Raw genomic sequence first — 16,917 nt, forward strand, 5'->3', positions numbered from 1 at the left:
ATCATTACGGCAGCTTATTTATATTGTTGGATAAGCATAATTAGTATTCTAATCTTGAGAACAATTGTATTTAGCAAACTCGCTACATGTCCCTCATGTAAGCATGAGGAGCTTTGGTGTAAAGTTTCTTAAATACTTTGCTGAAGTAAGGATAATTGGCGTATCCCAATAGCTCGGCTATTTCATTGTAGTGGTATAGATTGCTCCCCATTAATTCAATGGCTAGCTCCATTTTGGCTCGATGGATATAATCGGTAATGGTTTGTCCAACCTCTTCACTGAACTTTTTCGAGAGATAGCTTCGATTTACTTTTGTTGCGTTAGCAACATCCTTGGAATAGATAAATGTAAACTTGTTGTTATGAATATATTCAATCGCCATCTTCACGATAGAAGAATAACGCTTTATGGAATACCGATTAATGGCTTCAATAAGCTCTTCTACAAATTGAATATGGCAATTGGTTAACTCTATATTCTTATGACAACGCGCAATCTTCTTGAATAGGTTCTTTTTCATAATTTCCGCCACATCTTTGGGTAAACCATTCCGAATCGATATGGAGACAAAAGAAGAGATCGAGGAAGCCATATAAAGTTTTAGAACATCTACATCTTCTTCTTCAACTAAGAGTTTAATATCTTTAATCTCTTCCGCATTGGAGGCTAACCGCCGTACCGCCTCGAGATTTAATGTCAAAAGCGCATCTTGCAGGTTTATCATAAGCAACGTAATTTTTTCTGAATAATCACTGGCATATTCGGCACGAATGGAATGCTCTTTTAATAAATCCAAATTTTTTTTCATGTTTCAATTATATCATTTTCGAAACAATTTGTATTAAAAAACAACAATAGTATAAGAGGGGTGACGATAATTATTTTAAAATAGTAGTGTAAGCATTACATTTTGTTGGAGGAACTCATGATGAATTATAAAGATGCTAGTAAGCCTACTCTTGAAAGAGTCGAAGACCTGCTTGGGAGAATGACGCTGCAAGAAAAAGTAGCTCAGTTGTATTGTACATTGGCGATAGGCGGAGCCGATAATCTAGATGGTTTCACAGAAAACATACCAGATGGTATCGGCACTTTAAGTTATTTGAATGTCTCATTGACGGGCAATAATAATAAGGATAGGGAGACATTAAAAAGCATACAAAGATACTTAGTAGAAGAAACAAGATTAGGGATTCCTGCGCTTGTTCATAACGAAGGAATTGCTGGTGCTCAAATACCAGGTGCCACGACCTTTCCTCAATCACTTAATGTTGCTTCAACATGGGAACCAGAGTTAGCCAATAAAATGGGGGATGTCGTTAAAAAGCAGCTCATGGCCTTCGGAATTCGGGCTGTACATTCGCCTCTGTTTGATTTGGGAAGAGACCCGCGATGGGGCAGAATCGGTGAAACCTACGGAGAAGATCCTTATTTAGTTGCCCAAATGGGAGTAGCTTACGTTAAGGGAGTTCAAGGCAATAATGAACTAATGGCTGCGGCTAAACATTTTGTAGGATATGGAAATACCGAAGGAGGACGAAACGGCGGAGAACAGCAGATAGCCGAAAGAAAACTGCTCGACACGTATTGTTTTCCGTTTGAAGCAGCCATTCATGAATCTGGCGTGTTGGGTATTATGAATAGCTATGGTATTTTGAATGATCAGGCGGTTTCTACATCGAAGTGGCTGCTTACCGACATTTTAAGAGATAAATTAGGATTTAACGGCTTGGTGGTAGCGGATTATGGCAGTATCAGCCATGCACAAGCACGGTATAGGGTAGCAAAAGACAAGAAAGAAACAGCAATATTGGCACTTCAGGCTGGAATGGATGTGGAGCAGCCGAATAACACATGTTTTCAATATTTGGTAGAGGCCGTTGAACTGGGGGAAATAGAAGAAGCCTATATTAATCTTTCAGTTAGACGTGTTCTTGAGACTAAATTTAAGCTCGGCTTATTTGAAAATCCTTACGAAACAGGCGATTTTATTGAAGAAATAAATAATGGAGAGTACGGTGAACTATCACAAGAAATTGCCGAGAAATCCATTGTGTTGGTGAAAAATGAAGATCAGATTCTGCCATTGAAAAAGAATGTGAAGATCGCTCTTATAGGTCCTAATGCAGATAGTAAAATAAATATGTTTGGCGGCTACTCCTCTGTGGGAACAGCTAGTACGACCAGCGGTGACTTTGACCGTTCGGAAGAGGATAATTTTATTAAAACGGCCTATTTTGCTATGATTACAGATTACAAAGATGTGTTAAAGAAGAGAGGGATTGTTTTTGAAGATCAACCTTCGCCGGAGCAGAAAGAGATGATTTTGGCAGGCTTGAGGAACAGTTCTACTAAATCCAATAAAGAGTATACGACAGCAGAAGAATTTGTTGAAACCTATTATCCGAATTGCAAATCGGTAAAAAATGTACTGGAAGAGGCACTTGGAAAGGAAAATATCTTGTATGCCCAAGGTTGTGATATTCTCACGGTTATTGATGGCGGTATTGATGAGGTCAAAGACGCCGTCCAGCAGGCGGATCTCGTCATAGCTGTTCTCGGGGGAAGAGAAAGTATGACAGCCTCGGATGCAACGGCAGGAGAGAATAAGGACAATATCAACATTGATCTGGAAAGATCACAAATTGAAATGATGGAAGAGGCATTTAAGTTAGGTAAGCCTGTCATTTCCATTATCATTGACGGCAGACCACTAGCTTCGCCACTGATAAATGAAAAAAGTAAAGCATTATTGTACTCATGGCTTCCAGCTCAATCTGGGGCGCAGGCGATTGTAAATATTCTTACGGGTGTATGCAACCCAAGCGGCAAGATGCCAGTGACAATCTTAAAGGATAAGGGCCAGATCCCTATGTATCATAGCCGACTGCCGTTTTATGTGGAGATAAATGATTGGTCAGAATATATTGATCATGACATGAACAAGCCAATGTACCCTTTTGGACATGGACTAAGCTACACGAAGTTTGAATATAGCGATCTAAGTTTGGATGCAACTGTTCGTTCTGACGGATCCATAAAAATGTGCTTTAAAGTCAAAAATAACGGGCAACATCAAGGAGACGAAATCGTTCAGATCTATATCAGAGATAGTATGAGCAGCATTGTAAGACCTGTTAAGCAGTTAGTTGGATTTGCCAAGTTAAGCTTGGAAGTAGATGAAATGAAAGAGGTAATTTGCGAGGTGGACATGAGGCAATTAGCCTTCCATGACTTGAATATGGATCAGGTTGTGGAGCCTGGAAAAATGGAATTGTTCATCGGCGCCTCTTCCCAGGACATTCGATTGCATGGTGCATTTGAAATCGTTGGCGACAAGATGATTGTGGAAAGAAAAGCATTCTCATCCAAAGTAGTTGTAGCTAGAGGATGATTTTCCAAACCCATAGGAAGTCCATGGAAGGGTATCTAGCTTGTTTCTGCACGCTTTGTGAGTGTGAGCCACCTATACAGGTGGCTTTTTCATATTAACGAAAGATGTTCTTGTCATAATTTCATCTTGGGTTGGCTTGACTGACCGCTTCATGCACTTCTAAACGCTTGAGTAATTCCTGCAACGCAGACATTTTGTGTCCGCGACGTTCCCCCTCAGCAAGGGAATTCCGCATTGATTCTAAGTCCTGAGCACGAACCTTACCGCCATGATGGAAGCGGTTGAATGCCTGATAATCTAGCGGCATCATGTCTCGTTCCATTTTCAGGTGTACTTTTGCCATCATACGCGGTCCCATGAACAAGGCCATCATCTTGCCCAGCAAACCGTGTTGCGGAAGCGCTGCTATCTCGCCTTGGGCACGGCAGGCAATCCTCCAAATCTCCTTGTTGGACACAACCGTTGAGAAGTCTTTCCAGCCAGCAATTTCACACGCTGCGTATACAGGAAAACCAATACTGGAGTAGAGGTCAAACAGCGTAGGGCTAAGTTGACCACAGCGGGATACCTCGCATTGGCTGTAAATTTGGGAAAATTGATTTGCTGCTGTTTTGTTGTTCGTTTCGATTTGAAAACCAACTCTGCTCTTAGGATGCTTGTAACATACGCTTGTCTTAGCTAGCTTGTCACGGTCAGTAGGAGCGTGAATAGGCAAGTCAGCGTTCGTTTGATGACTTAACATACCAAAAACGCCTCTGAGCAAGCGTTGTTCCGAAATCTGCATGACTGAGAGATAATGCTCGCGAAGGCCAATCCCAGAACCGCACATAATGACAATGGCTTCAGAAGCACGAACCATTTCGCCGAGCTTACGCAGCATGTCTATGCTTTCTATCGTTCGACTGGTATGGCCATCAAGTGTGATGATGATAAACTGGAACTTCGTATCTCCTAGTTCAGAAACATTCTCGATGACATTGAAATCAGTGAAACTTTTTACTGTCGCGTCATCATAACAATATAGCTGTTGAGGAGACTGGAATAATGCCTTTCGTCCTTCCCGTACAAGGAATGTAATGTCAGAGTCGGAAAGGCTGAGATGGTACCCGACAGGTACTCCCACTGCCCCGGCACCTACAATTAGAATATTAGGTCTGTTTATCTGAGTAGTCATAATCTTATACTCTCCTTATTTTTTTGAAAGATCGTTACACGATCATTCGCGTGATAGACTGCATCCTTCATTTTCATAATATGAACATGTGTTGATTTAATGGCGTGGTACTAGTATAATCTGCTATTGTTGAAGTCTGCAATAATCAATACTTTTATGAATGTTATGAATTCAACAGTTTAACTAGAGTTTGTTCAATAGATGGAGAAAGGCGAAAGTAACTTCGTATCCGAAGTTTTATTTGAGGTTCATGATTCGATGGGAGTTATGAATTAGTGGCTGGAATCGAATGGGAAGTGAACTGCAATAATGTACTATAGACCTTTCCTGTAAAGTTGTAGCCTATGAGAAGAGCTTGAAAGGAGTCTTCTCATGGATGTTACATCTTTTTTGATTTATTGTATGATTGCCACCATTACGCCAGGGCCTACGAATATGGTCATATTATCCACCGTGTATCATTTGGGAGCAAAAGAGGCAATGAAATATACGTATGGAGCAACCGTTGGGTTTGCTTTATTGCTTGTTATTTCTGCGGCATTAAACAATTTGCTTGTCACGATTATACCGAAAATAGTTATTCTGATGCAGATCATTGGAAGCATGTATATGTTTTATCTCATTTATCAAATTTACAAAAAGGATATAACTCATCCAGCTGTAAACCAAGAATCTATATTAATATCGGGCTTCCTTATGCAGTTTTTAAACCCAAAGGTAATCCTGTTTGCAGTTACAGTTATTCCGAGTTTTATTATGCCTCACTATAACGGAATCCATGCCATGACGATAAGTATAATAGTAATATCTTTGATTGGGTTTTCAGCCTTTACTACATGGGTTCTTTTCGGTGCATTATTCAAGACATTTTTACAGAAGCATGATACGATTGTGAATGTAACGATGAGCTTATTTTTAGCTTATGCTGCCCTCATAATATGGTTGTAAGCAATAGGATACTGAGGTGTTTGGAGTGGACAAGTTTGTCTATAAAAAAGCGGCAGGCATTACTGCTTTGTCAGCCAGTTTGACTGAGTTCAAATATAAAAAGCACGCTCACAAGGAATATGCTGTAGGTGTGACATTGCGTGGCATTCAACATTATCATTTGGATAGCAGTTTACAATTATCTTATGAGAATGGGATTATGTTATTTAATCCAGAACAGGCCCATGATGGAATGGCTCATAATAAAGAAGGCATTGATTATGTCATGCTATATATAGACCCGGAATTGTTTCTAGATGCGATGGCGAGAAAAGATATCGTACGCTTCAAAACGCCTATTGTGTATGATCGTATCCTTGAACAAGGAATACTTCGTCTTACTGATGCCATATTACGTGGAAAAGATGAGGCATTGTGCAGTGAATTGCTTCTATCCCTCACGGATAACATGGATCAAACCAATCTCTCTAAAGATGAAAAGAAAGATAACCTGCTATTGAAAAAAGCAAAAGAAATGATTCATGCTAACCTAGAACGAGTACTTGATCTGGATGAGCTTTGTAAAGAGCTTCAACTATCCAAATTTCAATTTATTCGGTTTTTCAAGACACATACTGGGATTTCACCTTACCAATACTTTCTTAACTGTAAGATCGAACATGCCAAGCAGCTCATCGATAAATATAATGATATTTATATAGCGGTAGCTGCATGTGGATTCGTGGATTTGACTCATTTGAATAAGCACTTCAAAGCCATATACGGAACAACAGCTTTTGAATATATGTCATATATAAATGAAAGGTAATCTATGTCGATCTGCGATAGGCTTGCGGCGTTATTCCATACAGATTCTTGAACGCTTTTTGAAAGTGACTTTGGCTGGAAAAACAGAGAAAGCTGCTAATTTCACTAATGGTTTTAGAGGAATGTGCCAATAAACCCTTTGCTTCTTCCAATTTGCAATTTCTTATGAACGTACTTAAATCCAAACCAAGCTCCGCTTTCATTTTTCGGGAGAGATAAGAACGATTGTAACCTACATGGCTGGCAACCTCGATAACGGTCACATTTCGATTGGTGTTCTCGCGAACATAGGTTACGACCTGGCGAAGCACATGATCTGCATCAGGTGGAAGTAATGAATGAGCCGTACGATTGGCATAGTCGAGATAGACATGAGCAAAGAGAGTACCGATCGCATGCATATCGGTCAATCGTTCTACTTGTTGAATGTAATTGTCAGAAAGCTGATAAGCTATGCTTGGTGTAAGTCCACCTCTTATCGCAGCACGAGCAGTTAAAGTAACGGTAATAATAAACATATTTTTCAAGTTTCGTAAGTTGTTATCTGCATGTATCCCCATATTCGTATTCAATTCTTGCTCGGAAAATTTTTTTAAACCCTCTATATTTCCGGTTTCTATTAATCGAAAAAACTCTTTCTCGATTAGATAGTTATTGTTAAATATTCCCTCCTCTTTGATCATAACCGATATCTCCGCGTATTTTTGTTGAATGGTACGGTACAGTTGAATATCTACAGGATGCTCGATGTCTTCCCTAATAAGTTCCGTACGATTCAGTGTGTAGTTGATGAACAACAGCGAGTTGATAAACGTATCTATATTTTCCGCAGGTATTTTATAAAAAAAGCTAAAAAATGGATCTGCTTTGGATAGTTCAATAGCATGCTCTTTAAGCATGCCATTCAATATCTCTCTCGTATATGGCAAGTCACTGATCGGTCCAAGGACAATACAGGAGCTGCTATTTTGTATCCGCACACAACCATAGTAGGTGTAGAACGGTGTAATGATGTAGGTTACGTTGATTTCTACTTCCCAAAGTTGATCCAAATAAGCAGCTGGCGGCACGATATCCTCTGAAGGGTAACAAGCAATCAGTTCCTTATCCGCAAACAAATAAACTGGAAAATGTAAAAAATGATACAAATACTCACAGTATTTCTTCATGTCATACATTGCGAACGCTCCTCGTAGAAGTATGTCACCATTATGAAATATAGATCACCAATATGCAATACGAAACTGTAAGCGCCTTCTATAATGAAGAAGAAAGAGAATGGCTCATATGAATAAAGTCATGAAAGATGAATGAAAGGGATCGGTAATATGAACGTACAGACTAAATATGGCGTGCTAAAAGGTGTAACGCAAGGTGATGTGGAGGTTTTTAAAGGAATACCGTACGCTAAACCGCCAATAGGCGCTCTTCGCTTTGCCCCTCCTCAGGAGCCAGATTCCTGGGCAGGCGTAAGGAATGCGGATAAATGGGGGAACCGGTGCATTCAAATACCGAAGGAGTCACCGGATTCATCCCCAGACTTCGAGCCGCCAATGAGTGAAGATTGCCTATATCTGAATGTTTGGACTCCTGCAAAGGGAGCTGGTGAAAGATTTCCAGTTGCGGTATGGATTCACGGTGGTGGATTTTTCGAAGGTCATGGCGCCTCGATGGAAGTGGACGGCGAGGAGTATGGGCGGCAGGGAGTCATATTGGTATCGCTCAATTACCGTTTGAGTGTGTTTGGTTTCTTCTCCTGCCAAGAACTCAGTCAGGAACAGGACGGAATGTCTGGCAACTACGGGATTTTGGATCAGTTGGCGGCACTGCATTGGGTGCGTGAAAACATTGAAGCATTCGGTGGAGATCCTGAGAATGTGACAATATTTGGCTGCAGTGCAGGCGGGAGGAGTGTCCAGACTTTGGTGTCATCCCCGATGACGAAAGGGCTTGTTCATCACGCGATCATGCAGAGCAGCGGCGGGTATTTGCCAGGGATCGATAGTGATCGGACCCAGGACATCGCTGAAGAACAGGGAAAAGCGATTTTCGAAGCAGCAGGTCTTGTTAGTCTGGAAGAACTAAGGGCTTTGCCAGCAGAGAAGATATTTGAAATCGGCCTTGGGGCTATGATGGCTGTATTGCGCGAAGGGGACGGAAGCAGTCTTATGTTCGTTCCTGTCATAGATGGCCGGATTGTGCCAACAGGTTACAATGCTTCTGTTGAGCAAGGCCTTACGATGGACATTGACTATATGCTGGGCAGCACGCGCAACGACATAGGGGTTACTCCAGAGATGCTAGAAAACGATGACAAAGCTGATGTATATAAGGGTAGTATCGGTTGGAGCATGAAACAGCAGGAAATCGGAAGAAAGCCTAGCTATGTCTACTATTTCACGCGGCCGCTGCCTGGTAATGATGAAGGCGCATACCATGGCTGCGAGCCTTGGTATGTATTCCATACCTTGTCACGCAATTGGCGTCCGATGACTGCCGACGACAAGGCATTATCCAATCGGATGGTCGGATACTGGACCAACTTCATGAAGACAGGGAATGCTAATGGTGCAGGGCTGCCGGAATGGAAACTATGTACGTTGGCAGAACCCTTTGTATTAACGTTAGATGTGGAATAAAAGCGCGTAGACTATTATCTATCGTACCTTGCTCGTATACAGCCGGTATCGTCAGCTACTGATGATGCCGGTTTTCAAAGTTAAACTCAGCCCGTCATCCTGAAAGGAGGATCTATATTACAAATGTCTACTATTAATCGACAGGTTATTACTCCATTTAAACGTCTTGTTGCTGCCAATATGGTAGGGCAAGCCTTTATTTTGTCTGTTAATGTGATTGCGCCTACATTAATTATTCCTTTTAAGCTAAAAGAGCTGGATCCGGTGCACTATGGCGAATTATTCGGATATATCAGCGGTATTATCGGACTCATCGCTCTCCTTTTCGGACCCTTTTGCGGATATATAAGCGACCGTACCGTTTCGCGGTTTGGACGCAGAAGGCTCTGGATTTTATTAGGCGGCCTTGTTGGAGCGCTTTCCATTATTCCAACCGCCTATGCCACCAATGCGATTCAGGTTGCGGTATTCTGGGGTCTTTCCGTCGCTGCGCTTTCATTTAACTTTGCCTTAAATCCGGTACTGGCTGCTGATCAAATTGACGAATCCCGCCTTGGAACATACGGCGGCATAACCGGTTTCGGAGGTTTGATCTTCTCCACAGCGGCTTTGGCGCTCATGTCCACGCTAATGGGAGCATCGGCTTTAACGTTAAAAACGACGATTCTTGGAGTCGCAGCTTGTGTGGGCATTATCATACAGGTGCTCATGATTAAGGAAGGTAAGGTCGAGTATGTGTATTCCGCGAAAATAAAGGGATCTTTCATAGAGAGGATCACAGCTGTCTACCCTAGTCCACGAAAATATCCAGCATTCACATGGGGTCTCTTCACCAGATTGCTAATCGGATTCGCGTTTGCCACATCCGCCTATAATACGGTCATGATGCTGCAAAAATTCAAATTTTCAGATGAGACCGTCCAAGGCTATGTCGGTTTGATTGGGGTTATCACAGTGGTGACGATCTCCATAACGACAGTACTTGGAGGAACATTATCGGATAAGCTAAGAAAACAAAAACCGTTCGTTTATTTTTCTGGAGTATTCATGGCGGCCGCGCTTGTCATTCAGGCATTTACGCATTCGTTCCCATTAGTATTGGTTTCTTTTGGGATGATAGGCATTGCATATGGGGTATTCCTCTCTGTTGATACGGCTCTTATGATCAGGCTGTTACCGAACAAAAACAATGCAGGCAAGGATTTAGGCATCATCGGAATCCCTACGAATCTAGCAAATCCGGTTGTATTGTTTATCGCGCCTTTTCTCGTAGCGACAACAGGTTGGACGGGTTTTTATTTGGTATTCGGTGCAGTGGCATTCATTAGTATTTTTACTTTATTCTCCATTCCGGAGATGTCTCCCAAACAAAAGTGATGGAGTAAAAACTCAGTAAACAAATGAATGTTTGAAGTCGTTTTTATAGCTGCCTGACGAGCTGTATTTCTGTCTATATTTATTGCATGCAAGGGGCTGTCCGATATGGTCATTTCTGACCTTATGAGACGGCTCCTTTTTTATAGTGCCACCCATCGCGATTAAAGAAGTATTGAAATTCCAATACTGTATGATTCGAAGCAGTTTAGAGGAGGAGCAGGCAGCATGTTGTTAAGCTCCATGTCAGATATCAGCCCGATTTCAAAATAACTCCCTTTACGTATCCTTTGAATGTGATAAGATAATGAAACTCAAGATCCATCCCCATACAATATCTCTTAACATTGTGAACACACTTCATGACACGGAGGGCAACCATGAGAACTAGGCTAGATATTTCGTTTCCAAACTCTATTTTTATCCGGCTGATTACGACTTTTTTGCTCATTATGATCCCCATTTTTTTGCTTGGCTTTTATATCTACAATTGGAGCGTCAAGACGGCTAGAGATGATATCTCTCAATCAGCAGAGACGCAGGTTTCCACCTACCTATCAGACCTTGAAAATGAGCTTGAACGAATGAAGTTCCTCTTATACGATTCGATTAATGATGGCAATTTGAATAAGCTGTCCGTTACATGGGCGGCGATGGGCAACGTCAAGCGTACCGAGAGCATTAATCTAGTCCAAGATCGGTTAACGACTATTCAAAATAGCAGCGCTTACATTCGTAATGTGTCTGCCCATGTACCATCAACGGGAAAATCTATTTCGTCTAAGGAGGGTGCATACACCTTCGATGAAGAGCGCTATTATAATTTGCAGACTAAATTCGGGCAAGGCGCAAAATTGATCGTTTGGCATGATGGTCTTCATATTAGCGCTTCGAGGCTTAGCGGTACGAAAGGTGCAAGTCCATTGTTTGTTGTGGAGATAGAGCTCGACACCGATAAACTACGGGCAGCATTAAGTCAGTTTAATACTTATGCCGGAAGCGGATCCTATCTAATGGTCACAGATTCGAACTTTACTCTCCGAACGATAAGCGGCATTGAAAATGACTTTATTATCAAGGATGTTGCACAAAGATTAGGTGAAGATGACGATGCTAGAACGGCTTCCATAAAAGTCAAAGGAAACAATTATTTGTTCACGCAATCAACCTCTGAAGTTTTGGATCTTACGATTGGCAAATATATCCCTGAACACGTCATTTTACAGCCCATTGATCGTTTCTATATTTGGGCGTGGGTGTTCATATTGACTGCAATTCTTATTATCGTTGTATACACCTTGTCGACGTATAAGCTCATCCATAAGCCCCTCCTTACGCTGGTTAAAAGTTTTCGTCGCATGGAGAACGGAGATCTCAACATTGAAATCAAGCACAAGCATAATGATGAATTCCGATATCTTTACAGCCGATTCAACCATATGGTAGGCAACCTTCGCAATTTGATTGATCGCGTTTATAAGCAAGAGATTATGACGCAGCGTGCCGAATTGAAGCAACTGCAGTCACAGATCAACCCGCACTTTCTGTATAACAGTTTCTTTATTCTCAATACGATGGCGAGAACGAAAGACTATGAAAGTGTTGAACAGTTTACAATGCAGTTGGGTGAATACTTTCAATTCATTACGAGAAACGCATCAGACGACATTCCTCTTCGTGATGAAATCCATCATGCTCGTATCTATACAAATATTCAGGCTTTCCGATTTTCTCGGCGCATTAAAGTACAATTTGACCCGTTGCCTGAGAATATGGCGTTTATTGCCGTTCCGCGTCTGATCGTACAGCCAATTATTGAGAATAGCTTTGAACATAGTTTGGAAAAAATGAAGAAGGGCGGTTATCTCTGCATCCGCTTTGAATCGACGGAAGAGGAGTGGAGTATTGTTGTAGAGGATAACGGAAATAGTCTGAATGATCAAAGTCTGATGCAATTATCGAGTGCGATGAACAGCATTGAACCGGGTGAAGAAACGACAGGCTTGATCAACATTCATCGCAGGCTCGCATTAAGCTTAGGCGAGAAGAGCGGGCTCCGCGTGGATCGAAGTGAGTTTGGGGGCCTACGAGTAGTTCTGTACTTCCCAAAGGAGAGGAGAATGAATCATGTTTAGATTGCTTATTGTTGACGATGAAGAATATATCACTGATGGATTGTATGAGGTAATCAGCGGGCTGGACGAGCCTGAATTGGACGTATGTAAAGCTTATTCTGCCAGCGAAGCACTCGAGTGGCTCGGTCGTACGCGGATAGATATTGTGCTGACAGATATCCGTATGCCGGATATGGACGGGTTGGAGTTATTCGAGCGAATCAAAGCCCATTGGCCAAGATGTCGCACTATTTTTCTTACGGGCTATCCAGAATTCGGGTACGTTTATCACGCTATCCAGTCTCCAGGAGTTAGTTACCTGCTGAAGACGGAAGGTTACGACAAACTGATTGCGAAAATAACAGAAACGGTACGTGAGTTGGATGAGAGTCTGCGAATGACCGATTTGCAACAGCGATCGCAGGAACTCGAGGAAAAACTGGAGTCCCATCTGCATGGTGACTATTTTAGAGATCTTTTAACCGGGAAGGTTCCCATTACTAATCTCGCATTCGAGTTTGAAGAAATGGGACTGCAGCTTGATCCGGATAAGCCGATTCTGATGACGATATGCCAGATACTGGATACGGATGTCGATTCCTTGCACGCAGCGAGGAAGGATTCACTGAGCTCTGTTTGTTACTTGACCGATTCCTTCTTATCAGATCAGCTTAGATCTACTTGCGTGACAGACTGGCGCGGCAATTTGGTTTGGTTCATCCAACCGTTAAGGTTGGATGAAGAGTACACAGATAAGGAACCAATCGAGATCGGTCGATTTGTTCAAGGTACGCTTGAGCTCATTCAGAAGGCATGTACGGAATCGCTCGGATTATCGGTCGCCTTTGCAATCAACGAATCGATGAGACCGTGGGAGGAGCTCGTTTCATGTTACGAAAGACTGCAGCAATTATTATGGCTGCAAATCGGCGATGGAGTGTCAATGATTGTCACGGATCATTCGGACGATGAAGAAGGAGATCCAAGACCATTCTCTCAAGATCGAACACCAATACAGAAGGCTGAGCTGCTAATCGGTTACCTGGAGTCTGGCCGTAAGCCACAGTTCGAAGCCTTGCTGGAACAATGGGAGCAGGAGCTTCTAGCTGCGAATGTGGATAGTATGCAGGCGTTGGAATCCTATTATGCGATTACACTAGCGCTTCTGTCTCATATCAATCGTTGGCGGCCAACTAATATTAAGATTGAATTTGGTCGTCTTATTCGTTTCGACGATCATGCCACACGAAGCGAGGCGATGGCTTACGCGAAGGAGACGGCTCGTATGCTGTTTATGGCACGCCATACGGAGGAAAGACGCAGAGCTGGAGATATTATCGACCGTGTTCAAGCATATATAGAGGATCATCTTTCAGGCGATTTATCCTTAGTACGGCTGTCAGAGCTCGTTCACTTCAATCCCGCCTACCTATCTAGGTTATTCAAACAAGAATGTGGTGTTAATCTCTCTACTTACATCGAGGATATACGGCTGAGAAAGGCCAAAGATTTGTTGGAAAGAGGCGAGGATAAGATTCATGAAGTAGGTGCGTTAGTAGGTTATGAGACTGCTCATTCATTCACCCGTTTCTTCAAAAAAGCAATTGGTGTCACTCCCCAAGAGTTTAGGAAAGCGCTATCAAAAAAGTAGAATAAGGGTAAGGAATGTCAAAACAAGTACATGGATAGACTGGTTCCCGTAAGGCATAATTGTGTTAGCGGAAGATTGTAGTCTTACAATCGCAGCTAAATAGAATCAAGAAGGGGGAATCGCAATGAATAGGTGGAAAAGCAAACGAAATGTCCTACTGCCACTGATTGCAATCATGATCATTGTGTTGATTTTATCGGCTTGCGGCAAAAATGAAAGCGATAACAAGAATGAGGGAGAGGCGACAAATAAAAACAACGCCTCTTCGAGCGTAGAGGAAGGCCCGCTCAGCAAATATGATCCTCCTATCGAAGTCTCGTTTGTAAGATCCACAGACGACACGCTCGAGACGAACGTTCTCGGCAATCTATCAGGAGAAACGTTGGCGGACAACCGTTGGACGCGCTTATACGAGGAGTCGCTAGGCATCAAAATCAAATACGATTGGGTTGTCAAAGGCACTGATCAATACACCCAAAAGTTGAATGTTACGCTGGCATCAGGGGAGTTGCCGGATGTCATCCAAGTAGATGCCATCCAGCTTAAGCAGTTGGCTGATTCCGATATGATTGAGGATCTAACGGAATTGTACGACAAATATGCTTCGCAGTTGACGAAAGACACGCTTGCTCAGGAAGGTACAGCACCTTTCGACAGTACGACCATTGATGGTAAATTGATGGGATTGCCATTAACGGATGGCGCAATTGATCGTTCGCAATTGCTATGGATTAGAACGGACTGGCTGGAGAAACTCGGTTTGCAGCCTCCTAAGACGATGGATGATGTACTCGCTATTTCGAAAGCTTTCACAGAAAGCGATCCAGACGGTAATGGCAAGCAGGATACATTTGGCCTGGGCTTGTCGAGGGAACTATGGGGCGGCGCGATGGCACTTGAAGGTTTCATGGCTGGGTATAATGCCTTCCCTAACATGTGGGTAGAGGATGCTTCGGGCACTGTTGTTTACGGTGGGGTGCAGCCGGAAGTCAAGAAGGCTCTGCAAGTGCTTCAGAATATGCTGAAAGCGCAGCAGATTGAAAAGGAATTTGGCATCAAAGATTCAGGCAAAGTAGCAGAGCAGTTTGCAGTTGGCAAGATTGGTATGGAATATGGCCAACAATGGAACTCACTTTGGCCGTTGCAGGCTAGCCGTGATAATGATCCCAACGCAGAGTGGCAGGCATTTCCTATCGTGAGTGAAACTGGCGATGGAGCGAAAGTTCCGCTTCAGTCAAATACGCGATTGGCGTACGCAGTTCGTAAGGGAGCAGCAAATCCCGAAGCGGTTATTAAAATGTATAATCTGCATTTAGAAAAGAACTGGGGAGAAAGTGAGGAAAACGACAAGTACTATGCACCTCCGGAAGCGGAAGGCGTATGGAAACTATCCCCGGTAACACCTGGACCAGCGTTCAAAAATCTTGCAGCTTTCCGTGAGATTAATGCGGCACGACAATCGGGAGATACTTCGGCTCTCAAGGGAGAAGCCAAAACGATTCAAGCAAAGCTGGATGAATTCGCTTCAGGAAGCAAAGAAGGATTCGCACTGTGGGGCTGGGAACGAATTTATGGTCCGGCAAGCTCTTACTCTGTCATTGACCAGTATGATAAGAATGGACAGTTTTTGATGGACGGCTTCACTACGGTTCCAACGCCGACCATGATCGAAAGAAAATCGACGCTCGATAAGCTTCAGAATGAAACGTTTATCAATATTATTCTTGGGGATTCGATTGATAGCTTTGATAAGTTTGTTACGGATTGGAAAAGACTTGGCGGCGACGATATAACCAAAGAAGTTAATGACGCGCGTATCAAGTAGAATTCAGGTTAGGGGGAGTGATTGGCATTGACCATCCTCCCTTTTTTCTTAGTACGTTTTTTGTGGAGGCGAGAAAAATGATTAAACGCAAATGGCGACAAGAGCTCCCGCTTCACGCAATGATTTTGCCGGGATTGGCTTTTATCATCGCATTCTCCTATATACCAATGGCGGGAATCGTGATTGCATTTCAAAAATTTATTCCTGCAAAGGGATTGTTCGGCGATCAGAAATGGATTGGTTTGGACAATTTTAAATATGTGATGAATCTACCCGGCTTCACGCAGGTGCTTTGGAATACGATGTATATTTCCAGTTTAAAGCTGCTGCTTGGTCTCATTGTGCCTATCGTATTTGCGATATTGCTGAATGAGCTTCAAGGAAAGTTTTTAAAACGATCGATTCAGACAGCAATTTATCTACCGCATTTCTTGTCTTGGGTTATATTGGGAGGCATTCTGGTTGACATGCTGTCGCCATCAGGCGGTATCGTGAACTCCGTTTTAAAGTCGCTTGGGATAGAACCTATCTTTTTTCTTGGAGACAATCGATGGTTTCCTACGACGCTAGTCGTTTCGGATGTTTGGAAAAATTTCGGTTACGGAACAATCGTGTATTTGGCTGCTATTATGGGGATCGATCCCGCACAATATGAGGCGGCAACGATTGACGGTGCGAATAGGTGGCATAAGGCATGGCATATCACGATTCCGGGCATGCGTATGGTCGTTGTGCTCTTATCCGTTCTAAGTTTAGGACAATTACTGAATGCTGGTTTTGACCAAGTATTCAATCTCTATAGTCTCCCTGTATACAAGAGCGGCGATATCCTAGATACATTCGTCTACCGAATTGGGTTACTTGATGCCCAGTATGGGGTCGCAACCGCTGTTGGACTATTTAAATCAATCGTATCGCTGCTGCTCATTTCGGTGTCCTATTTCTGTGCTTACCGATTTGCAAAGTATCGGATATTTTAAGGAGGAACGGA

General features: G+C 42.7%; 12 protein-coding genes and 1 pseudogene. 10 read left to right on the forward strand and 3 right to left on the reverse strand.

What is annotated here, in order from left to right:
- Positions 1–82 precede the first annotated feature (82 nt).
- Positions 83–808, reverse strand: coding sequence for a helix-turn-helix domain-containing protein (locus FGT79_RS00275; RefSeq protein ID WP_138750800.1), 726 nt, complete (start codon positions 806–808; stop codon positions 83–85).
- A gap of 117 nt (positions 809–925) precedes the next feature.
- On the opposite strand from FGT79_RS00275, the gene FGT79_RS00280 reads away from it, so the two are divergent.
- Positions 926–3,394, forward strand: a complete 2,469-nt coding sequence (locus FGT79_RS00280) for a glycoside hydrolase family 3 N-terminal domain-containing protein (protein WP_138750801.1) — start codon at positions 926–928, stop codon at positions 3,392–3,394.
- A gap of 121 nt (positions 3,395–3,515) precedes the next feature.
- Here the strand turns inward: FGT79_RS00280 and FGT79_RS00285 are convergent, their stop codons facing one another.
- A complete protein-coding gene (locus tag FGT79_RS00285; protein ID WP_212758489.1) occupies positions 3,516–4,568 on the reverse strand; it encodes a ketopantoate reductase family protein in 1,053 nt (350 codons plus the stop codon).
- Positions 4,569–4,940: 372 nt separating this feature from the next.
- On the opposite strand from FGT79_RS00285, the gene FGT79_RS00290 reads away from it, so the two are divergent.
- Together FGT79_RS00290 and FGT79_RS00295 are read left to right on the forward strand one after the other, a co-directional pair.
- Entirely contained in the window at positions 4,941–5,516 is a 576-nt protein-coding gene (locus FGT79_RS00290; RefSeq protein ID WP_138750802.1) for a LysE family translocator, read from the forward strand.
- A 25-nt stretch (positions 5,517–5,541) separates the two neighbouring features.
- A complete protein-coding gene (locus FGT79_RS00295; protein ID WP_138750803.1) occupies positions 5,542–6,324 on the forward strand; it encodes an AraC family transcriptional regulator in 783 nt (260 codons plus the stop codon).
- A gap of 1 nt (position 6,325) precedes the next feature.
- On the opposite strand, the gene FGT79_RS00300 is transcribed toward FGT79_RS00295, so the two are convergent.
- Positions 6,326–7,501 (reverse strand): AraC family transcriptional regulator, encoded by a 1,176-nt coding sequence (locus FGT79_RS00300; protein ID WP_138750804.1) that lies wholly within the window; start codon positions 7,499–7,501, stop codon positions 6,326–6,328.
- 150 nt (positions 7,502–7,651) lie between these two features.
- Here FGT79_RS00300 and FGT79_RS00305 point away from each other — a divergent pair.
- The 7 genes and pseudogenes from FGT79_RS00305 to FGT79_RS00330 form a co-directional block, all read left to right on the forward strand.
- A pseudogene (locus FGT79_RS00305) lies at positions 7,652–8,626 on the forward strand (carboxylesterase/lipase family protein); the annotation flags it as partial.
- Between the two features lie 48 nt (positions 8,627–8,674).
- On the forward strand, positions 8,675–8,962 hold the full coding sequence (locus FGT79_RS32450) for a carboxylesterase family protein (RefSeq protein WP_425464998.1): 288 nt from the start codon (positions 8,675–8,677) through the stop codon (positions 8,960–8,962).
- Positions 8,963–9,085: 123 nt separating this feature from the next.
- Complete coding sequence (locus FGT79_RS00310; protein WP_138750806.1) at positions 9,086–10,339, forward strand: MFS transporter; 1,254 nt, start codon at positions 9,086–9,088, stop codon at positions 10,337–10,339.
- A 377-nt stretch (positions 10,340–10,716) separates the two neighbouring features.
- Positions 10,717–12,471: a sensor histidine kinase gene (locus FGT79_RS00315; protein WP_138750807.1), complete on the forward strand. Its 1,755-nt coding sequence runs from the start codon at positions 10,717–10,719 to the stop codon at positions 12,469–12,471.
- Positions 12,464–14,101: a response regulator gene (locus FGT79_RS00320; RefSeq protein WP_138750808.1), complete on the forward strand. Its 1,638-nt coding sequence runs from the start codon at positions 12,464–12,466 to the stop codon at positions 14,099–14,101. The genes FGT79_RS00315 and FGT79_RS00320 overlap by 8 nt, the downstream gene beginning before the upstream one ends.
- A gap of 124 nt (positions 14,102–14,225) precedes the next feature.
- Positions 14,226–15,926 carry an extracellular solute-binding protein gene (locus FGT79_RS00325; protein ID WP_246096059.1) on the forward strand — a complete coding sequence of 567 codons (1,701 nt, stop codon included), beginning with the start codon at positions 14,226–14,228 and terminating at the stop codon, positions 15,924–15,926.
- A gap of 77 nt (positions 15,927–16,003) precedes the next feature.
- Positions 16,004–16,906, forward strand: coding sequence for an ABC transporter permease (locus tag FGT79_RS00330; RefSeq protein WP_138750809.1), 903 nt, complete (start codon positions 16,004–16,006; stop codon positions 16,904–16,906).
- Positions 16,907–16,917 lie beyond the last annotated feature (11 nt).

It is taken from the genome of Paenibacillus sinopodophylli (genome assembly GCF_005930355.1).
In the GTDB taxonomy this organism is placed as follows: domain Bacteria; phylum Bacillota; class Bacilli; order Paenibacillales; family Paenibacillaceae; genus Pristimantibacillus; species Pristimantibacillus sinopodophylli.